18 protein-coding genes and 1 riboswitch are annotated in these 20,541 nt (G+C 56.9%); of the genes, 10 read left to right on the forward strand and 8 right to left on the reverse strand.

Going from position 1 to position 20,541, the window contains the following annotated elements; all coding sequences use genetic code 11:
• Window positions 1-2 precede the first annotated feature (2 nt).
• Both KI809_RS13610 and KI809_RS13615 read right to left on the reverse strand, forming a co-directional pair.
• The gene (locus KI809_RS13610) at window positions 3-740 is read right to left on the reverse strand and encodes an MBL fold metallo-hydrolase (protein ID WP_246559408.1); all 738 of its coding nucleotides are present in this window, start codon (window positions 738-740) and stop codon (window positions 3-5) included.
• A gap of 44 nt (window positions 741-784) precedes the next feature.
• Window positions 785-1,255, reverse strand: a complete 471-nt coding sequence (locus KI809_RS13615; RefSeq protein ID WP_214172113.1) for a hypothetical protein — start codon at window positions 1,253-1,255, stop codon at window positions 785-787.
• A 116-nt stretch (window positions 1,256-1,371) separates the two neighbouring features.
• Between KI809_RS13615 and KI809_RS13620 the strand changes: the two genes are divergently transcribed.
• Window positions 1,372-1,827 (forward strand): (2Fe-2S)-binding protein, encoded by a 456-nt coding sequence (locus tag KI809_RS13620; protein ID WP_214172114.1) that lies wholly within the window; start codon window positions 1,372-1,374, stop codon window positions 1,825-1,827.
• Entirely contained in the window at window positions 1,824-3,986 is a 2,163-nt protein-coding gene (locus KI809_RS13625) for a xanthine dehydrogenase family protein molybdopterin-binding subunit (RefSeq protein WP_246559409.1), read from the forward strand. The genes KI809_RS13620 and KI809_RS13625 overlap by 4 nt, the downstream gene beginning before the upstream one ends.
• A gap of 226 nt (window positions 3,987-4,212) precedes the next feature.
• On the opposite strand, the gene KI809_RS13630 is transcribed toward KI809_RS13625, so the two are convergent.
• The 6 genes from KI809_RS13630 to def form a co-directional block, all read right to left on the reverse strand.
• Window positions 4,213-6,543, reverse strand: coding sequence for an FG-GAP-like repeat-containing protein (locus tag KI809_RS13630; protein ID WP_214172116.1), 2,331 nt, complete (start codon window positions 6,541-6,543; stop codon window positions 4,213-4,215).
• A gap of 83 nt (window positions 6,544-6,626) precedes the next feature.
• A riboswitch (cyclic di-GMP riboswitch) is annotated at window positions 6,627-6,710 on the reverse strand.
• 71 nt (window positions 6,711-6,781) lie between these two features.
• Window positions 6,782-7,801 (reverse strand): 3-deoxy-7-phosphoheptulonate synthase, encoded by a 1,020-nt coding sequence (aroF, locus tag KI809_RS13635; protein WP_214172117.1) that lies wholly within the window; start codon window positions 7,799-7,801, stop codon window positions 6,782-6,784.
• 229 nt (window positions 7,802-8,030) lie between these two features.
• The gene (locus KI809_RS13640) at window positions 8,031-9,008 is read right to left on the reverse strand and encodes a polysaccharide deacetylase family protein (protein WP_214172118.1); all 978 of its coding nucleotides are present in this window, start codon (window positions 9,006-9,008) and stop codon (window positions 8,031-8,033) included.
• Window positions 9,008-9,766, reverse strand: coding sequence for a DUF116 domain-containing protein (locus KI809_RS13645; protein ID WP_214172119.1), 759 nt, complete (start codon window positions 9,764-9,766; stop codon window positions 9,008-9,010). The genes KI809_RS13640 and KI809_RS13645 overlap by 1 nt, the downstream gene beginning before the upstream one ends.
• 4 nt (window positions 9,767-9,770) lie before the next feature.
• Window positions 9,771-10,727, reverse strand: coding sequence for a methionyl-tRNA formyltransferase (gene fmt / locus KI809_RS13650; protein WP_214172120.1), 957 nt, complete (start codon window positions 10,725-10,727; stop codon window positions 9,771-9,773).
• A complete protein-coding gene (def, locus tag KI809_RS13655; protein WP_214172121.1) occupies window positions 10,724-11,242 on the reverse strand; it encodes a peptide deformylase in 519 nt (172 codons plus the stop codon). Before def ends, fmt begins: the two co-directional genes overlap by 4 nt.
• 236 nt (window positions 11,243-11,478) lie before the next feature.
• On the opposite strand from def, the gene KI809_RS13660 reads away from it, so the two are divergent.
• Genes KI809_RS13660 through KI809_RS13695 form a run of 8 tightly spaced genes read left to right on the forward strand, consistent with a single transcriptional unit; the run spans window position 11,479 to window position 20,510 of the window.
• Window positions 11,479-12,099, forward strand: a complete 621-nt coding sequence (locus KI809_RS13660) for a TetR/AcrR family transcriptional regulator (RefSeq protein ID WP_246559410.1) — start codon at window positions 11,479-11,481, stop codon at window positions 12,097-12,099.
• Window positions 12,092-13,246, forward strand: coding sequence for an efflux RND transporter periplasmic adaptor subunit (locus KI809_RS13665; protein WP_214172122.1), 1,155 nt, complete (start codon window positions 12,092-12,094; stop codon window positions 13,244-13,246). The genes KI809_RS13660 and KI809_RS13665 overlap by 8 nt, the downstream gene beginning before the upstream one ends.
• A complete protein-coding gene (gene yaaA, locus KI809_RS13670) occupies window positions 13,243-13,443 on the forward strand; it encodes a S4 domain-containing protein YaaA (RefSeq protein ID WP_214172123.1) in 201 nt (66 codons plus the stop codon). Before KI809_RS13665 ends, yaaA begins: the two co-directional genes overlap by 4 nt.
• Window positions 13,444-13,465: 22 nt before the next feature.
• A complete protein-coding gene (locus KI809_RS13675) occupies window positions 13,466-13,903 on the forward strand; it encodes a DMT family transporter (RefSeq protein ID WP_214172124.1) in 438 nt (145 codons plus the stop codon).
• Between the two features lie 12 nt (window positions 13,904-13,915).
• Window positions 13,916-14,308: a hypothetical protein gene (locus KI809_RS13680; RefSeq protein ID WP_214172125.1), complete on the forward strand. Its 393-nt coding sequence runs from the start codon at window positions 13,916-13,918 to the stop codon at window positions 14,306-14,308.
• A gap of 41 nt (window positions 14,309-14,349) precedes the next feature.
• On the forward strand, window positions 14,350-17,454 hold the full coding sequence (locus tag KI809_RS13685) for an efflux RND transporter permease subunit (protein WP_214172126.1): 3,105 nt from the start codon (window positions 14,350-14,352) through the stop codon (window positions 17,452-17,454).
• The gene (gene pabB, locus KI809_RS13690; protein ID WP_246559411.1) at window positions 17,441-19,183 is read left to right on the forward strand and encodes an aminodeoxychorismate synthase component I; all 1,743 of its coding nucleotides are present in this window, start codon (window positions 17,441-17,443) and stop codon (window positions 19,181-19,183) included. Before KI809_RS13685 ends, pabB begins: the two co-directional genes overlap by 14 nt.
• 25 nt (window positions 19,184-19,208) lie before the next feature.
• Window positions 19,209-20,510: a TolC family protein gene (locus KI809_RS13695; protein ID WP_214172127.1), complete on the forward strand. Its 1,302-nt coding sequence runs from the start codon at window positions 19,209-19,211 to the stop codon at window positions 20,508-20,510.
• Window positions 20,511-20,541 lie beyond the last annotated feature (31 nt).

Raw genomic sequence — 20,541 nt, forward strand, 5'->3', positions numbered from 1 at the left:
AATCACTTCATCCGGCGGATCCGCACCTCAATCTCGGGATTTCCCTTGAGCAAGGCGACAAGCCGGGCCGGGTCCGCCTCCCCGTAATGGTAGGGATAGAGCACTTTCGGCTTGAAGGATCTGGCCGCATCCGCGACCATTTCCGGGGTCATGGTATAGGGCAGATTCATCGGCAGGAAGGCAATGTCGATGCGTTTCAGCAGACCCATCTCCGGAATATTCTCCGTGTCTCCGGCAATATAAAGCCGCTTGTCGGCAAATGTCAGCACGTACCCGTTGCCGGTCCCCTTGGGGTGAAACGGCTGGCCGGTGTCCCGCTTGTGCATGATGTTATAGGCCGGCACGGCCTCGACGGCAATCCCCCCAACATCCCTGGTGTCGCCATTCCTCATGATAATGCCGCCCGGCACCTTTTCAGCGAATTTTTCAGTGAGCACCACCGTTGTTTTTGCGGTAGTCAGCTGCTGTAGAGCCACCGGGTCGAGATGGTCCTGATGTTCGTGAGTAAGAAAGATCAGGTCAGCTTTGGGCAGCTTTGCATAATCGGCCAGTTTGCTATAAGGATCGACATGGATGACCTTGTTGCCGAACTTGAACATAAGCGAACCGTGACCGATGAAGGTAATTTCCAGATCTCCCGCCGTTGTCTTTACAACATCTTTTTCAAATGCCTCGGCTGCGCCGGTCAGACCGGTACCGCAGACGCCCAGGATCAGGAATATCAACACTGCTTTCATCATGATGAATCATCCTTTCTTGCGCAGCCTGGCCCGGCAGCGCCAGGTCATCGATGTTTCTTGTAGACCTTCTTCTTTGCTTTGGCCCCGGCCAGGGAAAAGAGATCGCTCTGGGAAATGCGCCAGACATCACCTTCTCTGACCATCCGGTACGTGCGGGTCTTGTACTGGATCTCGCCATCACCTTCCAGTCCCACCTTGGCCCTGACCACCGCGATATCGTCATTCTCGACATGAACCGAGACGTCCTGCATCTTCTGCCAGCAGCAGGCCGGTTTGAAGGTGGCATTGCCCAGCTTCCTGGCAAAGTCCTCTTTGGCGGTCTTGCCGCCGTGCTGGGTCCGGTCGTACAGGTCGTCATAACGGTCGGCGCGCCACAGGTCGAGGATCTCCTCAAATGCCGCCTTGGCGGCATTTGAGGATGCCTCGCTGTCGGTCTGGTAGGCGCTTCGGGCAAAGGCGGTTATGCTGCTGACGGTCATGAGTAAAGCGACTAACAATGTAATGAAATATTTCATATTTACACCTCCCCCGGCAATTTTAGCCGATAACCCTCGGTGTGCAACTATCCGTTGCGGCAGAAACCGGTCGTGGTATACTCCCTTTCAGGCAGAGAGATGCTAGGAGGGCGCGAATGATTTCACTTACTGTTAATGGCAAGAAGTACCAGGTTGATGCTGCTCCTGACAGCAAGCTTTTGTGGGTGCTGCGGGAACAACTGGGGCTCACCGGGACCAAGTTTGGCTGCGGAGAGGGGATGTGCGGGGCGTGTACCGTGCTGGTGGACGGCAAGGCGCGCCGGTCGTGCGTGACCCCGGTCAGCGCGGTCAAGGGGAAGAAGGTCGTTACCATCGAGGGCTTGCCGGAAAGCCATCCGTTGAAGCTTGCCTGGATTGCCGAGCAGGTGCCGCAGTGCGGTTACTGTCAGCCCGGCCAGATAATGCAGGCCGCCGCGCTGCTCAACGAGCATCCAAAACCGACCGAAAGCGAGATCGACAGTGCCATGAGCGGCTGCCTCTGCCGGTGCGGTACCTATCAGCGGGTCAAGATCGCTATCAACCGTGCTGCCGGAAAGGGGAAGAAGCCATGAGCCCGAAAATGAGCCGACGTGAATTTCTTCAGCACACCCTTACCGGAACCGGTATTGCCGTGGCAGTAACCATGACCCCGCTCGGTTTCAGAGTGTTCTCGGCAGCAGACGCGGCAGCTGGTGATTTTAACCCATCCGTCTGGCTGACCATTGCGCCGAATGAAACTGTAACCGTTTTGGTTGCCAAGTCTGAGATGGGGCAGGGGGTTTCCACCTCGCTGCCGATGCTGGTGGCCGACGAACTGGAAGCCAACTGGGAAAGCATCAAATTTGTCTTTGCCCCGGCTGACGATAAGTTTCGCGATCCGGTCTGGGGCACCCAGGCCACCGGCGGCAGCACCAGCATCCGGCATCTCTATGAACCGCTGCGGCTTGCCGGTGCCGCAGCCCGCGAAATGCTGATCGCCGCCGCAGCCAGGGAATGGAAGGTTGCTGCAGACGAATGTGTTGCTGCCAACGGCCTGGTCCGCCACAAGCGGAAACTGAAAAGCCTGTCGTTCGGCCAGCTGACCTCTCTGGTTGCCGGGATAGAGCCGCCGGCAAAGCCAAAACTGAAATCGCCCCAGGAATTCCGGCTGATCGGCAAGGCAATTCCGCGGCTCGATGTCCCGGAAAAGGTTTCTGGTGCTGCGATCTTCGGCCTGGATGTGAAGGTTCCGGGGATGCTGATTGCCGCAGTTGCCCACTCACCGCTTATCGGTGCCAGTCCTGCTTCGTTCAATAAAGGCGCTGCCCTGAAAATCAAGGGGGTGCGTCATGTAATCAGTCTCCAGAAAGGGGTTGCCGTCTGCGCCGACAGTTTCCCGGCGGCAAGGAAAGGGGTTGATTCCCTTAAGGCAACGTGGGAAGGGGGCGACCGGACCCTCGATAATGCGTCTCTTTACGCCAGGTTTGCCAAGGCGCTGAACGAGCCGGGCATTAAGGCCAAGGAGATCGGAAATACGGCTACAGCGATGAGCTCCGCTGCCAAAAAGCTGGAGGCGACCTTCAGTCTCCCTTACCTGGCCCACGCCACCATGGAACCGATGAACTGTACCGCCCATATCACCGCCAGCAGGTGCGAGGTGTGGGCTCCCACCCAGAACCAGACCGGCGTCAAGGCTCTGGCCGAGAAGATCTCCGGTCTGCCTGCAGATAAGGTTTTTGTCAACACCACCTACCTGGGAGGTGGCTTTGGCAGGCGGTTTGAGACCGATGTCGTCGAAGAGGCGCTGCACCTTGCCAAGGTCACGGGTAAACCGGTCAAGGTGATCTGGACCAGGGAGGATGATTTCCGTAACGATTTTTACCGGCCAATGAACCTCTCCCGGGTCGCTGCGTCACTGGACGCCCAAGGTAAGATCTCCGGCTGGGAGCACAAAGTAGTTTGCCCTTCGATCTTTGCCCGGGTATTCCCGGACACCATGAAATTCGGCGTGGACCAGGCAGCCGTGGAAGGGGTTGCCAATCTCGACTATGAAGTGCCGAACCTCGACGTCAACTATGTCCGGATCGACACCCCGGTGCCGGTCGGTTTCTGGCGGTCGGTGGGGAGTTCGCACAACGCCTTTGTCGTGGAAACCATGATGGACGAACTGGCGCGCTTGGCTGGCAGCGACCCGGTTGAATTCCGGCTGGCCCACCTGGGCGGGAACCCCAACGCCTACGCTGTAGTCAAGACTGCTTCAATGAAGGCCGGGTGGGGCAAGCCGCTTGCCGCCGGTAAAGGGCGTGGTTTTGCCTTCCACCGCTCGTTTGACACCAATGTGGCCATGGTTGCCGAGGTTGAGGTGGATCGCAAGAGTGGCGTGATCAAGGTCAGCAGGGTGGTGTGCGCAGTGGATTGCGGCCAGGTAGTCAACCCCGACATCGTCAAGTCCCAGATCGAAGGGGCGGTCTGTTTCGGCCTTTCCGCGGCCCTCAATGAACGGGTCGAGATCGCCAAGGGTGGGGTTGTTTCCGGCAATTTCAGCAATTACGATCTGCTCAGGATGAATGAGGCGCCCAAGATCGAAGTCCACCTGGTAAAAGGGCAGGAAAAGCCGGGCGGAATCGGGGAGCCGGGAGTGCCGCCGATTGCCCCCGCGGTTGCCAATGCCGTTTTTGCTGCCACCGGTGTTCGCTTCAGGGAGTTGCCACTTGCCCCCAAGACGGTTCTCAAGGCATTGAAAAAGTCGTGAGGCGCGACCTGCTGCAGCTCCGCCAGGAGTTGGTCAATCTCCGCCAGACCGATGACCTGGGAATCCTACTGGACATGGACACGCTCGAGGAGTACTGGGCGCTGAAGCTGATGTAGAAAGACATCCCCTGGTTGCTTAAATGAAATCGCCCGACCAGGTGCTCCAGGTCGGGCGATGCTGGTTGATTGTGAAAATGTTAAAGTAAGGGTGAAACCCTGCTGTAGGGTCACAGGATCGACACGTTGCTTAGAGTTGCGTCTCCACCTTCTATTGATATCGTCCCACGTAGTTCAATGTTTTCAATTAAGCTCGAACCTGCTTGCAAAGTCATATTGCCGGTGATCGGTGTGGTACCTGTCATCGCGCTAAAGCCGCTATTGTAGCCGCCACGGATGGTCAGACTTGTGCTGCGAGCAAGGACCAGGTTTTCCGTTGATCCGGATGCAATCTTGATGAGGTCGCCATCGAGCGCTGCATCGTAGGCATGCTGGATCAGGCTGTAGTACAGTGTGGTGGATCGGGCCACCTGTACTGGCCCTCCATAAGAGTTTGCATAACTGCCGGCGGGAACATACGCGAAGTTGCCGGCCTTGTCGCGGATGAAAATTGGTCCGGAAGTCCCGGGATGAAGGGTTGCCGGCTGCCATGTTGTGCCGCCATCGAGAGACATATCCAAGGCTCCGCAAACAGACGGACACACTTCAGGGCAGAAAACTCCAGGTGTCGTCGAGGATGCGTTCAGACTCCATTCTCCATACCAGAACACCAGACTTCCGGTCGGCGGGGTTTTGTCAACGGTTACAGTTATCCCGCTTTTTGGGGTCTCAACATCTGTGCCGGCCCTTGCGCGGCTTTTTATGTTGTATACCCCATCATAAGGCAAGTGGAATAAAATATTGCCGGTCCAGTTTGTTGTCCCTGACGCAACGCTCCAAGTCGTGCCGCCATCGGAGGACACTTCAATCTGGGTGACAGGGTCGCCGCCTGACGATGGCGATGCCGTGCCGTTTACTATCAGATAATTATCCCGCGTAACAAATCCGGTTTGGGGGCTTGTTATGGTGGAGGACGGCGGGGGAGTAGCGAACCCGGTGAGTGGAATGGAAACCGTCGGGGTAACCGGGTGATCCGATGCAATGACCAGTGAGGCGTATTTGTTGTTGTAACTCGCCGGGGTGAAAGTCGCCTGGATTGTGCAGCTCTCCCCCTGTGCCAGAGTGAAAGAGCCGCCCTGGCAGGGAGTCGCCCCGCCGGTTGTCACGGTAAACATGGCGCTATCGGTGCCTGAGACGTTAATGGATGAAACGTAGAGAGGGGTCCCGATCGAGTTGGCTATGGTAAAGTAGCTCGGCGCGGATGTGGTGAGCAGATCCACCCAATAGAACGAGGCAGAAGATGGGGTCACCATCTTTGATCCTTTGTTAAGGAATACCGAAACCGAATTGTTCCCAAAATTTGCAATAGCCAAGTCTGGACGACCATTATGATCAAAGTCTCCAGCCACTATTTTACTGTATCTTCCCGTACCAACGTACCTTTCCGCGGGGTAAAAAGTGCCATCGCCCTTGCCAAGGGAAACTTTGACATCGTAATTCCCTACCCCGGTTATATCGAGAATCCCATCACCATCAAGATCACGGATTAGCAGATACTTCCCAATTTGATGATTAAAAGGTTCCAGGAATTCCCCGCTACCACTTCCTAGTCGTATTGATGCGATATCGCCTCCGCTTATGCTGACAATATCCTGGACCCCGTCCTTGTTGAGATCAGCCACATGTAACTCATCAATTGTCGAAGCAGAAGACCCGATTGAAACCGGAGATTGGAATGATCCGTTACCGAGACCATTCAGCAGGTAAATTGTTTTTCCAATAGCTATTGCGAGATCAAGCCTGCCATCGCCGTTAACATCGGCTACGTCAAGGGCGCTTGGTCTATCTACAAACGATGTCGGGATAGCCGATTGGAATGTGCCATTACCGTTTCCAAGCAACACGGAGACATTGATGACGGTTGTTGGCTGAGGGCAAGGAGGGGTTAAACATTGAATAGTCTTGCCATAATTCATAACCGCCAGGTCAACTTTGCCATCGCCATTGAAGTCGCCGGTTGTCATGTATGACGGGACATCTCCCCCTGAATAATAGTCACCTTTAGGGGAAAATGATCCATAGCCATTGTTTATCAGGATAGAGACCGTATTTGTGCTTGAATTAGTAATGGCCAAGTCAGGTTTACCGTCACCGTTGAAATCCCCGGAGCTAACGGTCGCATAGGGACTATCAACAGAGTAGCCTACGGGAGTTCGAAAACTGCCATCGCTATTCCCTAAAAGAATATAAATGTAGCTGTATCCAGACACTGCAAGATCATAATTCCCATCACCGTTGAAATCCGCAGATACTATAGAAGATGCCGAGCTTACACCAGAGTAATTAAAGGGGCCGTCAAACTGGACCGGCATGCCTGATGCGAGGGCTTTTACCGTACCTGTAACCTGCATAGAAAAGAACAACGCAAAAATAACTAGGAATTTAACCCTCAGGCTTTTCATATCCCCCCCCATTGAACATAATTGCCGCAGTCCTAATATCAATAAAAAAGCCGGGCCGCTGGTTGCTCTCTAACGTAGAGTGCACCGGCAACCCGGCTGACTTGTCCTCAAAGAGAAGTCCCGTGGCTTTCCGTCCTCCGGTCACCCGGAGTTTGGCTAATAAGAAATTAGCCGTATTTTATTCAATATTGCAAATGTGTCAATAATATTAACTGGATGTAGGGTTTTCCCTATGTTCTTATAGGGATCTCTCTACTGCCTCGGCCACTTTCCTCATCTGCTCCATCAACCGGGCGAACTTCTTGGGTTTCAGCGACTGCGGGCCGTCGGATGAGGCGCGTTCCGGGTCGGGATGGACCTCGATGATCAGACCGTCGGCACCTCCGGCAATTGCTGCCAGCGACATCGGCCCGACATAGTGGTAGTTGCCGGTGCCGTGGGACGGGTCAGCTACAACCGGCAGGTGGGTCTTGGTCTTCAGCACCGGGATGGCGGACAGGTCAAGGGTGTTGCGGGTGGCGGTTTCAAAGGTGCGGATGCCGCGCTCGCAGAGGATAACGGACTGGTTCCCTTCAGCCATGATGTACTCGGCGCTCATCAGGAATTCCTGGATGGTCATGGCCATGCCACGCTTGAGGAGGATCGGCTTGTTGATCTGGCCGACCTTTTTGAGCAGGGCGAAGTTCTGGGAGTTACGGGCGCCGATCTGCAGAATATCCGAGTATTCAGCTACCAGTTCGACGGTTTCCGGATTGATCACTTCCGTGACAAAAGGGAGTCCGGTCAGGTCTCGTGCCTTTGCCAGCAGCTTCAAACCTTCTTCCTCAAGACCCTGGAAAGAATAGGGCGATGTCCGGGGCTTGAAGGCGCCGCCGCGGAGGATATGGGCGCCGGCGGCCTTTACGGCCTTGGCGCTCTCAATGATCTGCTCCTCGCTCTCTACCGAACAGGGGCCGGCCATGATGATTACTTCCGGGCCGCCGATGGCAACGGTGTCGCTGATCCTGATGACGCTCCGCTCTTTCTTTACTTCGCTGGAAGCAAGCTTGTACGGCTGGAGAATCGGCACCACACTCTCTACGCCATGCATCGATTCCAGCTGCTGCAGCACCAACTTGCCCCGCTCATCGCCGATGGCGCCGATAACGTCGCGCGTCGTGCCATGGATGACATGCGGCTTGTACCCCAGTTCCTTGATCCTCTTCAATACCTCGTCCTTGTCCTTTTTTGCTGCGCCTGCCTTCATTACCACGATCATTGTTCGATCCTTTCTTGCCAAAAGCAAAAGGCCGGAGGAGTTTCCCCTGGCCTTTTGGTGCTGCAAAAAAATAAAGCCGGGGGAGACTCGTTGTCTGCCCTCGGCTTTTGGCTGTGTGAAGTTGTTATCTTCCCTCGCTCAGACCTGTAACCGGGCAGACGGCCTAAAATAAAAGCCGTACCAAAAGGAGAAGCCGGTAAAGTTCTGGAAGGAGAAATTTTTCATGTGGCTATCTTTGTCCAGCCGTGGCTGCTTTGTCAAGCAAATTGTTTCGGCTTGCTGTTGTTGCTGCAGTTAGTGGAAGAAAATGAGGGGAATTGCTGCTCTGCAGCAGTTTCATCAATTTAACGATCCCCGGTGGTTCGTTGCCGTTGCCGTGAACCAGGATGATGCTACCGTCCCGCGGTGCTTCCCCCTTGGCAAGCCAGGCATCGGCGCCAAGTGGAATCAGCGACAGTTCCCGCAGCAGCTTTGCCAGCCGTTCATCGCTCACCAGCCCGGGAAAACGGAAAAAAGGGGACGGGGTGATCCCTGCTTCCAGCATGGCAACTTCATTTGCCAGGATCTCCATCCGCTGGTTGGTCCCTGCGGCAAGCATGAAATTGCGCTCCAGCAAGAGCGCCGGGTCGTAGAAGTGTGAAAGGGAATGATTTACCCAGGTAATGGCCAGCAGCCCCTTTTGCTCCTGATCTTTCAGCCAGGAGAGTTCTTCCCGGTGAGTAGAGAGCCATGCCCCGGAGATGCAGATGGCAACCGGCGTCGGCCGGCCGCTGGTTCTCGATATTGCGGTCAGCGCTTCGAACATCCCTTTCTCGAACGGTCGCTTTGACGGGCAGAGATCAACGCTCAGGAACATCCCGGAGACCGGACGGATGGCATGCTTCAGGCCGAAGTTCTGCAGACTGTAGGGGGGAGCGGTTTTTTTTGCCAGGATATCGTCGAAGGGTGTTGCTTCTGCTGTTGCCGGCTTGACCGATGTTGCCGGGGCTAGCTTGGTTGCAAGGGTGTCCTGGTCAACCACCAGATAATATGGTGTGCCTGCCTTGCTGAAAGAACGGATCGCCAGCTGCCTGGCGCCGCTACTGTCCAGGTAGTTGATGACAACCGGTTGGTAACCGGTAATGGTAGAGGCGAGCGGCGAGGTAGGGATGGCAAATAGCGCCAAGAGCAACAGGACGTTGAGCTGCAGTAGCTTACGCCAAGACATCAGGAGATGACTGATGCAATGGCCGCATCGATCTTTGCGACATCAACGATGGTGTCGATGCAGGGCCCTTTGGGGCGCTCGTTGAGTACGCCGATGACCGGTAGCGGGTAGCAGTCCTTGATGCCTGAGGTGAGGTCGCGCTCGCAGGCCACGGCAACCACCAGTTTGGGGCGCTTTTCCACGATCACCTTGCGTGCCAGGGTGCCGCCGGTGGCGACCGAGATATCGATTTTATACTTTTCGCCAAGCTCGGCCAGCCCCATGATGTTGCAGCGGCCGCAGCGGGCGCACTTGTCGATGCCGCCGGTCACCTTGATGTCGCAGTCGAACAGCTGCAGACAGTGGGGAAGGAGGATCAGGATCCGGTCAGCCGGGATCAGCAGTTTTTGCGAGGTGACCAGGCTGTTGTTCATCGCCACGAATGACTGGCGGATATGGTCTTTGTGGATGCCGATAGCCCTGCCCAGCATTTCGATGGCAGGCAGCAGAAATTTGATCACCACCAGGCGCATGAACCGGGTGAAGAAGATATCCTTGCCCAGCGCAGTGGTAAGTACCAGCAGCCCGGTGCCAAGTACGGCAAGTAGAGAGAGCCCGGCAAAGGTCAGCCCGACGATCCGCGGCAGGTCAGGGTGGAAGTTTGCCAACCCCTTGGTAGGGATCCACCACATCAGGTAGATCAGCCCGACGATCAAAAGGCAGGTTACACCCATGAGCGCAACGAACAGGCGCTTTCTTGGTGGGAGGGCGGTGTCCATCTGGCTATCCTTCAACTGCGGTTCCTCTCGATCCAAGTGTCATGCCGTCGACAAGTTTACATCCTGCGAGAAATTCAGCAGCAGGGAGCCGCTTTTTCCCTTCAAGCTGCAGTTCGTCAACGAAAATACTGCCTCCTGAGCAGGCGATCTCTATGCCGCTCTTGTCTGCCCGCAGGACTGATCCGGGTGCGCCTGAACCATCGGCGGTTCTGACCCGGAAAACCTTCAGCAGTTTGCCGTCGAGGTAGGTATATGCACCCGGCCACGGGGTGACGCCCCGCACCAGGTTTTTGATCTTTAGCGGCGCATCGTTCCAGTCAATACATCCCAGCTCTTTCTTGAGCATCGGCGCATAACAGGTCAGGGTGTCGTCCTGCTTTTCCGGGACCAGCCTGCCGGCCACCAGAAGATCAAGTGTTTCTGCCAGCGACTCGGCGCCGATTGCCGACAGCCGATCATGAAGCGACCGGGCATCTTCGTCCGGGTCAATGGGAGTTGTCTTTTTCAGCAGCATGTCGCCGGTATCGAGCCCGACATCCATCAGCATGGTGGTAACGCCGGTCTCGGTCTCGCCGTTGATGATGCACCAGTTTAGTGGCGCTGCCCCCCTATATTTGGGGAGCAACGAGGCATGGACGTTGATGCAACCATATTTCGGAATATCCAGCAGCGCTTTAGGCAGGATCTGGCCGAAGGCCACCACCACGATCAAGTCCGGGGCATAGGCGCGGATTTCTTCCACCGCCTCCGGAACCCTGACTTTAATAGGCTGCATGACCGGGATGCCGTGTTTTTGGGCCAGTTCTTTTACCGGCGGTGCCTGCATCTGCTGGCCGCGTCCCTTGGGGCGGTCCGGCTGAGTAACAACGGCCACCAGGTTTTCGCCGCGATCGATAAGGGCCTGCAGGGTGGGGCAGGCGAATTCCGGGGTTCCCATGAAAATGATCCGCAGCCCGGTCATCGATTATGCTCCTGCATCTCTTCAATGGTCCGGCGATACTTGCGCTTGAAGATTTCACGCTTGAGCGGCGAGATATGGTCAACAAAGAGGATCCCGTCCAGGTGGTCGATTTCATGTTGGAAGGCAATGGCCAGCAGCCCGTCCGCCTTGCAGGTCACCTCTTCGCCGTCCAGGTTTAATGCTTTGATAACCACCCTGGCATGACGCCGCACGTTTGCCGCGTATTTGGGTACGGAGAGGCAGCCCTCTTCCTCATAGGACTCGCCATCGGCATGCACGATGACCGGATTGATGGCAACAATCAGGTTTGGTTCTTCGTCTTTGCCGGCAACGTCAATGACGATTATCCGCTGGTGTACCCCGATCTGTGGCGCTGCCAGACCGACGCCGGGGGCGTCGTACATGGTTTCTGCCATGTCTCTGACGAGTTCCCGTGTCTTGTCATTAATAACTGTGACCGGAAGCGATTTCTTCTTCAGTTCCGGGTCAGGAAAGGTAAGTATTGTTCGTATCATGTGTCCTTGATCTCCCTTTGGGAGCCTCCTGCAAAATCTGATTGTTCTGCCCGCGGCATTCTCATGAAGTTTCTGGGAAGGCACTTGAGAATTCAACTAATATAACCGGATTGACCCACAAAATGCAAATCCTTCCTGTGGCCTGCTTACCGCTCGGTAAATAATGCTTGACTGGTTGGTGAATTTTGTTGTACTTACCGGTAGGTATATAAATGAGTCAGGGCGGTGCATTAATAATGATGGAAAACGAAGCTTCAGCGGTTCAGGTGAACCCGGCGGTTCGCGAGCGCTTGCTTGCCGAAGGGCTCAGGCTGTTTACCTCCAAGGGATATGCAGGCACTACGGTCAGGGAGATAGTCGAGGCGGCAGGGGTGACCAAGCCGGTCCTTTACTACTATTTCAATAGCAAGGAAGGGCTTTACTTGTCTCTGATGGAGAGTTCCTATGCAGTCTTCGCCGAAAGGATGAATGATCTGGTCGCCAAGAGCGGTACTGCGCGGGAGCGGATGGAGCATCTCTGTCTCGGTATTTACGACGGTTTCGTGGAGTTTATTGATGTTGCCCAGCTTATTTATGCCTTATATTTCGGGCCACCACAGGGGGCGCCTCATTTTGAGCATGATAAGGCTTTTGACTGGATACTGGCTGCTGTCAAAAGCGTTGTTGTTGACGGCATGGCGAGTGGCGAGTTTCGCTCCGGCGACCCGTCCGACATGACTTGGGCGATCGTCGGCTGCTTGAATGTCTCTATGGAAGAACAACTGTGTCGGTCAAATCCCAGGATTGACCGGAATGGAGCCAAAAGAATACTTGATCTTGTCATTGACGGGATCTCGCAGGGAGTTGCCCATGAATAGATATGTCATACCTGTTGTAGTAGCTCTCTCCCTTGCTACGCTGACCGCTTGCTCCGGCAACGGTGAAGCCCGCAAGGAAGGGGTGCAGAAGCCGCCGGTTGCTGTGGAGGCAGGCACCATCGCACCAACGACCCTGGTTGAAGGGATTGAAGTGACCGGCAGTCTCGAACCGAAATTCTATGCCGATGTGAAGACCCAGATCCCTGGTCTGGTAAAGCAGGTCTTTGTTACCGAATGGGTGCGGGTGAGAAAGGGTCAACCGTTGGCCAGGATCGATGTGGCAGAGACTGAGGCGATGGTAAAGCGTAGCGAGGCCAACGTTGAATCGGCAAAAGCCGGATTGGCCCAGGCCCAGGTGGCTGTAAGCAGGGCAGACCGCGAGCTGGCGAGAATCAGGAAACTCAAGGAGTCGGGACTTGCCACCCAACAAGCGGTAGACGATGCCACTACCGAGTCTGACGCTGCGAAAGCACGGATAGATGCTGCCAAGGCCCAGATACGTGCGGCGGAGGAAGAGGTGCGCCAGGGGAGGGCACGGCAAGGGAAAGGGCTTGTGGTCTCACCGCTGGATGGTGTTGTGGCGCTCCGCGAGGTCAATGTCGGTGATCTGGCAAGTGATGCCGCTGCAGGGAAGCCGATCTTCCGCATCGTTGACAACCGGTTGCTCAACCTGACAGTGACTCTTCCCTCATCAGAATCGGCACGGGCCAAGGTTGGCCAGCCATTGGAATTTACCGTTGATTCCCTGCCGGGCAAGCTGTTTACCGGCACAGTGATGTACGTCAACCCGGAGCTCAACTCCAGCGACCGTTCACTCAAGGTGATTGCAGAAGTGATCAATAACAACGACATTCTGAAGGGTGGGCTTTTTGCCAAGGGTAAGATTATTGCCGGTAAGCGGAACAATGTCATCCAGGTGCCGCGGCAAGCGCTCGCCACCTGGGACACTACAGCGAAGAAGGGTACCATGTTTGTGGTCGAAGGGGATAGCGCCCGCTTGCGTCAGGTTGTTACCGGAATCGTCACCGGTGACCTGGTCGAGGTCGTTACTGGGGTCAAGACCGGCGACCGATACGTGTCGCGCGGGGCTTTCAATCTCAAAGACGGTGACAAGGTGGCTCTTGCCGGAACAGGGAAACAGCAATGAAAATTGATACCGAATACCTAAAACTCGACAGTTTTCTTAAGGCAGTCAATGCCGTCGCTAGCGGCGGCGAGGCGAAAATGGCAATCCAGGACGGGTTCGTGATCGTCAACAACGAGGTTGAGACTAGGCGCGGCCGGAAATTGCGGCCTGGAGACACGGTCGAAATTAAAGGCGGCGCGAGGTACAGCGTTGAATAAACCGGCTAAAATGGGGGGCAGGATGAGCAGCTACTGGTTGCTGGTACTGATGTTTTGCGGCGGGATGGCAGTCGCGGTCCAGCCGTCAATCAATGCCCGGCTGGCGCAGAAGGTCGGCGCTTTTGAGAGTTCTTTCATATCATTCGGCGTCGGGACTTTGGTGTTGCTGGCTGTTGTGCTGTTGACCGGGCGTGGCGGGATCAGAGAGATCGCCACTGCGTCATGGTGGGAGTTGACCGGCGGTCTCTTCGGCGCCTTTTTTGTGACCCTCACCATTATTGTGGTGCCACGTATCGGCACGGTGGCGGTCATGGCCGGGGTTATTGCCGGGCAGCTGGCCACCGGGGTGCTACTGGATCATTTCGGATTGTTCGGCTTACGGCAGGTCCCAATGGAGCCGAAGCGGCTGATCGGCATTGCGCTGCTCGCTGCCGGGGCAGCGTTGGTCCTGAGGAAGTGAACAGGGGGAGTTATGAGACCGTATCTTGTTTTTGTCTACAACGCTGACAGTGGTGTCTTCAACACGCTGACCGACATCGCACATAAGGTTTTTTCGCCGGAGACCTATTCCTGCAACCTGTGTGCTATCACCTACGGCAACTTCTCGATCCGTGCCGAGTGGAAGGAGTTCCTGGAATCGCTTGATGCTGATCTGGAATTCCTGCATCGGGACGAACTGCATAGCAGCTACGGGGTCGCTGGTGCGGAGCTGCCGGCGGTCTTCACCAGAAAAGGCGACGTCCTTAACCTGTGGATCAAAGCGGCAGAGATCAACGGCTGCAGTACCATGGAAGAGTTGAAAACGCTGATACTAACACGGCTCGCCTCCGGTACGGCTGAACCTTCCCAGCTTTTCGGGGAGTAATGCCGCCTGTCGCGAACAATAACCACGCAAGGAACCACTGAATGATTCTCTCCGACCTCTCCATAAAGCGTCCCATATTTGCCACGGTCATGATGCTGGCGCTCGTAACCCTGGGAATCTTCTCCTACAAGCGACTGGCAGTGGAGATGTTCCCCAATGTCGAGTTTCCGCTGATCTCGGTGGTAACAACCTTTCCCGGCGCTTCGCCGGAGACGGTGGAGCGGGAGATCTCCAAGCGGATCGAGGAATCGGTCAACCAGATCGCCGGGGTCAAGCATGTCTTTTCCACCTCCCGCGAAGGGGTTTCGACTGTCATGGTCCAGTTCCAGCTGGAGCAGAAGGTCAACGACTGTGCCCAGGAGGTGAGGGCCAAGATCGGCTCCATCCGTGGCAATCTGCCGCAGGGGATCGAGGAACCGATCATCCAGAAGCTGGATTTCAATGCCGCGCCGGTGGCGGCGCTTGCCGTGCAGTCCGACACGCTCTCTGCCCGGGAGCTGACAACGCTGGTGGACAAGAAGATCAAGAAACGGTTCGAGAGTGTTGCCGGGGTCGGCAAGGTAGAGATGGTTGGCGGGCAGAAGCGGGAGATCACCGTTGACCTCGATCCGGTAAAGCTTGACTCGCTCGGCCTTGGGGTCAATGACGTGGTGAGTGGTATTCGCTCAGAAAACACCAATACCCCGCTGGGGCGGCTGACCAGGGGAACCGCAGAATACCCGATGCGGATCGACGGTAAGCCGGACAATGCTGGTGATTACCGGTTGATGCCGGTTGCTCAGCGGGGTGGGCGCCCCATTACGCTGGGCGAGATCGCTCAGGTAAACGACGGGGTCGAAGAAAAGCGGAAGCTGGCCCTGGTGAATGGCCGTCCGGCAATTGGTCTGGATATCTACAAACAATCCGGCGGCAATGAGGTCGAGCTGGTCGATACCGTGAAAAATGTGATGCAGAAGGTGCAGAAGGAACTGCCGCCAGGGGTATCGCTGTCCATGGTTCGTGACGGCACTATCATGACCCGCGATTCGCTGGCCGACGTGGAGGAAACCCTGCTTATCGGCGGCATTCTCACCATCCTGATTGTCTTCTGCTTCATCAACTCCTGGCGTTCCACGGTGATTACCGGCGTGACTCTGCCGATCTCGGTAATCTCGGCCTTCATCATCATGAACGCTATGGGGATGACCCTTAATGTCATGACTTTAATGGCCCTGTCGCTGGCGATCGGCATGCTGATTGACGATGCCATCGTGGTGCGGGAGAACATCGTTCGCCACCTGGAGATGGGTAAGGATCACATGGAGGCGTCGCGCTTCGGTACTGCCGAGATTGGACTGGCGGTGTTCGCCACTTCGATGTCGATTATCGCGGTCTTCATCCCGGTGGCGTTCATGAAAGGGATCGTCGGCAGGTTCTTTTACCAGTTCGGCATCAGCGTGGCCTTTGCGGTGCTGGTCTCGCTCTTTGTCTCCTTCACCCTTGACCCGATGCTCTCCTCGCGCTGGAGCGATCCCTCCATTCACCTGCACGGCAAGCGGAAGGGGCTGGCGCGCTGGCTTGAGCTGTTCAACGACTGGTTTGATCTGACCTCCGACAAGTACCGTGGCGCCATCGGCTGGGCGCTCGATCATCGCAAGACGGTAATGCTTGCCGCTATGGCTGCCTTTGTCGGCGGGATCGTCATTTTCGGCACCCTGGAGTCATCGTTCATGGCTCCGGAGGACAAGGGGGAGTTTCAGGTTGCCTTCAAAACGGCGCCGGATGCGTCCATGGCTGAGACCGAAGGTCGGTTGCAGGCGATTCTGGCTGGCATCAAAGATATCCCGGAGATTGACCACACCTACGCCACCATCGGCGCCGGCGACAGCGGCACGGTGCGGGACGGCCTTGTTTATCTGAAACTGAAGGAGCGTAAGGAGCGCAAAAGGAACCAGTTCGAACTGCAGCGGGTGGTGCGGGAGCGGTTCCAGCGGATAGCCGGTATTACCCTTTCCATCGAGGAAGTCGGGCAGATCGGCGGCGCCCAGAAGCCCCTCAATGTCAACCTCAAGGGTGATGATCTCCAGGTCTTGAAACAACTGGGGCAGCGGCTTAAGGAGGAGCTCTACAAGGTGCCGGGGATTGTCGATCTGGCTGTGACCCTGGAGCACGACATCCCCGAATACCGGTTGCGGGTGGATCGGGAAAAGGCGCTTTCTGCCGGGGTTACTACCAACGATATCGTCGGCACACTCAGCCGCCTGGTCGGGGGCGAAGCGATCAGTACCTACGAGGACGAGGACGGCGACGCAGTTGATGTCAGGGTCAGGCTGCCGGAAGCGTTGCGCAGGAACCCCGGTCAGGTAGCGGACCTCAAGGTTTCGCTTCCCGATAGCGGCGGTGCGACCAAGCTTGTCCCCCTGGCAAGCCTGGTAACGACCCGCGTTGCAACCTCTCCGACAGAGATCAACCGGCGTGACCTTGCCCGCCAGGTTACGGTATCGGCCAATCTCGACAAGCTGCCGATCGGCACGGCAGTCAAGCATGTCGAAGCCGCTGCCAAGCGGATCAACATGCCTCCCGGCTATTCGGTAAACCTCTCCGGCGAGGCTGAGGACATGGCTGAATCGTTCGGCTACATGGGGGAGTCGCTGCTGCTGGCGGTGATCTTTGTCTTCCTTATTCTGGCGGCCCAGTTCGAGTCGTTTTTCGAGCCGTTTGCCATCATGTTGTCGCTGCCGCTCTCCATTGTCGGCATGGCCGGGATGCTTAAGATTACCGGCGATACCGTCAACATCATGTCACTGATCGGCCTGATCATGCTCATGGGGCTGGTGACCAAGAACGCAATCCTGCTGGTGGATTACGCCAAGGTGCTGCAAAAGCGGGACGGCATGGCGCGCCGCGATGCCGTCATTATGGCCGGGCGCACCAGGTTACGACCGATCGTCATGACCACGCTGGCCATGATCTTCGGCATGATGCCGCTCTTCTTCGGCATTGGTGCCGGAGGGGAAGGTCGGGCCCCGATGGCGCGCGCCGTTGTCGGCGGCCTGTTGACCTCGACGCTGCTGACCCTGCTGGTGGTGCCGGTGATGTACACCTACATGGATGATCTTGGCGGCTGGCTGAAGCGGAAGTGGCGGGGAGAGCATGCCAACCGTTGAACCCCTGGTAATGCTTGACAGCACAGGGGATGGTGAATATCCGGCGTCATACCGTTTTGCCGGTCATGCCGGAACCTTTGTCGCCACTCTTCCTGCTGAGGTTCAGCCGCTGTTGGCCGAGTTGGAGGCCGCTACCCAACAGGGGCTGCATGCCGTAGGTTTTTTGGCTTATGAAGCTGCGTCGGCCATCAACCCGGTATTGCCCGCTGTGCCGCCAGTACCGGGATTGCCGCTGGCCTGGTTTGCCCTGTTTCGGGAGCGCCACCAAGTGCCGGCAGCGAGCGGAGCTCAGGAGGGCATTGCCCCTAAACTGCAGCCCGGTCTGGGGGCGTCGGATTACGCAAACGCAGTGGCGGACATCCGTCGGCTTATTGCTGCGGGAGACTGCTATCAGATTAACTATACCTTTCCGTTATCCGGTGTAGCGGATTGCGATCCTGTTGCGTTTTACCGGCACCTGCTGGCAGCACAGCGCCCATCGTTCGGGGCTTTTCTCGACACTGGCCGCTTTGCCGTTCTGTCGGCATCGCCGGAACTTTTTTTTGCCAGGCGCGGCGCCAAGATCGTTACTCGGCCGATGAAAGGGACTGCGCCGCGTGGTCGCTTCCCGGCAGAAGACCGGGAGCAGATCGAGCGCCTCTGCCATAGCCAGAAAGAGCAGGCGGAAAACCTGATGATCGTTGACCTGCTGCGCAACGATCTGGGCATGATTGCGGAAACCGGGTCGGTTGAGGTTCGGGAGCTTTTTGCCTGCGAGAGCTATCCAACCCTGCATCAGCTGACCTCGACAGTCACGGCGCGCTTACGTGACGATGTCGGCCTGTCAGAGCTGCTGGCGGCTCTGTTCCCGTGCGGTTCGGTCACCGGTGCGCCAAAGCGGCGGGCCATGGAGCATATTGCTTCATTAGAGGGGGGTGCCCGCGGCGTTTATTGTGGCGCTATCGGTCACCTGGGGCCGGGAGGGGAAGCAACCTTTAGCGTGGCGATCAGGACTCTCCTGCTTGACCGGCAAACCGACACCGCAACCATGGGTGTGGGGAGCGGCATCACCTGGGATGCCGAGCCACTGGCGGAATACGCCGAGTGCCTTACAAAGGGGAAATTTCTGACCAGCGCGCCTGCTCCCGGCTTGATCGAATCGCTACGCCTGGAAAACGGTTGCTATCACCGCTTGGAGCGCCATTTGGCCCGCATGGCCTGGAGTGCCGGTCGGCTTGGGCATCCCTTTATGGCAGCTACTGCCCGAGATCTGCTGTTGGCCCATGCAGCCGTGGTTAGCGGTACCCGTAAAGTTCGGCTCTTGCTGTCATCCCATGGTGAGCTTTCCGTAGCATCCCAGCAGCTGGAGGACAATGACAGCCGGCCATTGCGGCTCGCCATTGCCGAAGAAGCGGTAGATCCTGCTGATCCGTTGCTCTACTTGAAAACCGACCGCCGCGAACGCTTTGAACGGGCACGACAGCAGCGGCCTGATGTGGATGAGCTGCTGTTCTGTAACTTGCGGGGGGAATTAACCGAAGGAACCTACCACTCGCTGGTGCTGCGCTTCGGCGATCGCCTGGTCACGCCGCCGCTCTCTGCCGGGTTGCTGCCAGGAACGCTGCGCGAGGAGCTCCTGGAACAGGGAAAGATCAGCGAGCAGACCATTATTGTTGAAGATCTACATGCGGCCGATGATATCTGGTTGATCAACTCGGTTCGCGGCTGGCGGCGGGCAATCATCGCCTGACACTATTTTTCGGAGATTGGATCTCATGCAAAGCCATCTGAAACTATGGGCCATCGCCCTCTGTATCTCGTTTACCCTGGTCAAGGTCGACCCGGTCCTGTGCACCGAAACCCGCATTGTGACGCTTGATCAGGCCGTTGCTATTGCCCTGGAAAAAAATCGCGATATCCTCAAGGCGCGAGAATATGCCAACTATGTCCAGGGGCGGTATGTCGAGGAGCGGGCCGCAGCACTGCCGCATTTTTCCCTCGATGCTGCTGCCTCAGTTGCGCGAGACGACAGCACCAGACTGCTCGCCCCGGTTGACCGTCAATACAGCCGTACTGTGGATCTCTCGGTCTCGCAGGCCCTGTTTACCTGGGGCAAGATCGGGGCCGCGATCCGCGCTGCCGAGGTTGGGCTGAAAACCGCCGACGAGCAGCTGCGACTTTATCGGCAGGCAGCCCAGCGCGATGTCTCACTTGCCTTTTACGATATCCTGCTGGCCAAGGAGCTGAGCCGCCTTGCCCAGCAAAACCTCGAACAGAAGCAGCGGTTGCAGGACGAGGCCCACAAGCGCTTCAGCGCCGGGGTGGCCACTGATTACGACGTGCTTGCCGCCGACGTTGCCGTGGAAAACGCCCGGCCGGAGGTGATCCGCACGGTAAACACGGTGCGGACGGCACGCGACAGGTTGCGCTTCCTGCTGGCCCTCGACGCTGAGGATGTCGATGTGGCAGGAAAACTGGAACCTGCTGCCGTAGAGGTCGCTTCGTACGAGGTTGCCTTTGCCACGGCCGACCGGAGCAGGCCGGAACTGGTCGACCTTCGCCACCGCAAAGGAATATACGGCGAACTGGTGACCATTGCCGATGCGGAGAACAAGCCGAGGCTGGATCTGAAAGGCGGCGCCGGCTGGCATCACCTGGATACCTTTGGCCGCGACCAGGATGGTGCAGCCTGGAACCTGGGGGTCTATCTGAGCTTCCCCTTCTTCGACGGTCTGAAGACCTCGGGCAAGGTGCAGCAGGCCAGAAGCGACCTGCGAACCAAGGAGCTGGAGGAGGCGAAACTACGGGACTCGATTGCCCTAGAGACCCGCAATGCCTTGAATGCCGTGCGCGAGTCGTCCGAGATCACGGCAGCCATCTCCGGAACGGTTCGTCAGGCAGAACGGCTGTTGCAGATGGCAGAAAAAGGTTATGAATACGGGGTCAAGATCAGGCTGGAAGTGGATGACGCGCAGCTGAACCTGCTGCAGGCCCAGAGTAATCTCGCCAAGGCGCAACGCGACTATCTGTCATCGCTGGTAAACCTGCAATGGACCATGGGTGTGCTTGGCGAGTAACTGGGTAGTGTTAGACACCTAGATAAATTAA

The sequence above is a fragment of the Geoanaerobacter pelophilus genome (assembly GCF_018476885.1).
Taxonomy (GTDB): Bacteria; Desulfobacterota; Desulfuromonadia; order Geobacterales; family DSM-12255; genus Geoanaerobacter; species Geoanaerobacter pelophilus.

Excerpts from the sequence above, each read along its gene's own strand:
- KI809_RS13610 (WP_246559408.1), bottom strand. The coding sequence starts at position 740 with ATGATGAAAGCAGTGTTGATATTCCTGATCCTGGGCGTCTGCGGTACC.
- KI809_RS13615 (WP_214172113.1), bottom strand. The coding sequence starts at position 1,255 with ATGAAATATTTCATTACATTGTTAGTCGCTTTACTCATGACCGTCAGC.
- KI809_RS13620 (WP_214172114.1), top strand. The coding sequence starts at position 1,372 with ATGATTTCACTTACTGTTAATGGCAAGAAGTACCAGGTTGATGCTGCT.
- KI809_RS13625 (WP_246559409.1), top strand. The coding sequence starts at position 1,824 with ATGAGCCCGAAAATGAGCCGACGTGAATTTCTTCAGCACACCCTTACC.
- KI809_RS13630 (WP_214172116.1), bottom strand. The coding sequence starts at position 6,543 with ATGAAAAGCCTGAGGGTTAAATTCCTAGTTATTTTTGCGTTGTTCTTT.
- aroF (WP_214172117.1), bottom strand. The coding sequence starts at position 7,801 with ATGATCGTGGTAATGAAGGCAGGCGCAGCAAAAAAGGACAAGGACGAG.
- KI809_RS13640 (WP_214172118.1), bottom strand. The coding sequence starts at position 9,008 with ATGTCTTGGCGTAAGCTACTGCAGCTCAACGTCCTGTTGCTCTTGGCG.
- KI809_RS13645 (WP_214172119.1), bottom strand. The coding sequence starts at position 9,766 with ATGGACACCGCCCTCCCACCAAGAAAGCGCCTGTTCGTTGCGCTCATG.
- fmt (WP_214172120.1), bottom strand. The coding sequence starts at position 10,727 with ATGACCGGGCTGCGGATCATTTTCATGGGAACCCCGGAATTCGCCTGC.
- def (WP_214172121.1), bottom strand. The coding sequence starts at position 11,242 with ATGATACGAACAATACTTACCTTTCCTGACCCGGAACTGAAGAAGAAA.
- KI809_RS13660 (WP_246559410.1), top strand. The coding sequence starts at position 11,479 with ATGATGGAAAACGAAGCTTCAGCGGTTCAGGTGAACCCGGCGGTTCGC.
- KI809_RS13665 (WP_214172122.1), top strand. The coding sequence starts at position 12,092 with ATGAATAGATATGTCATACCTGTTGTAGTAGCTCTCTCCCTTGCTACG.
- yaaA (WP_214172123.1), top strand. The coding sequence starts at position 13,243 with ATGAAAATTGATACCGAATACCTAAAACTCGACAGTTTTCTTAAGGCA.
- KI809_RS13675 (WP_214172124.1), top strand. The coding sequence starts at position 13,466 with ATGAGCAGCTACTGGTTGCTGGTACTGATGTTTTGCGGCGGGATGGCA.
- KI809_RS13680 (WP_214172125.1), top strand. The coding sequence starts at position 13,916 with ATGAGACCGTATCTTGTTTTTGTCTACAACGCTGACAGTGGTGTCTTC.
- KI809_RS13685 (WP_214172126.1), top strand. The coding sequence starts at position 14,350 with ATGATTCTCTCCGACCTCTCCATAAAGCGTCCCATATTTGCCACGGTC.
- pabB (WP_246559411.1), top strand. The coding sequence starts at position 17,441 with ATGCCAACCGTTGAACCCCTGGTAATGCTTGACAGCACAGGGGATGGT.
- KI809_RS13695 (WP_214172127.1), top strand. The coding sequence starts at position 19,209 with ATGCAAAGCCATCTGAAACTATGGGCCATCGCCCTCTGTATCTCGTTT.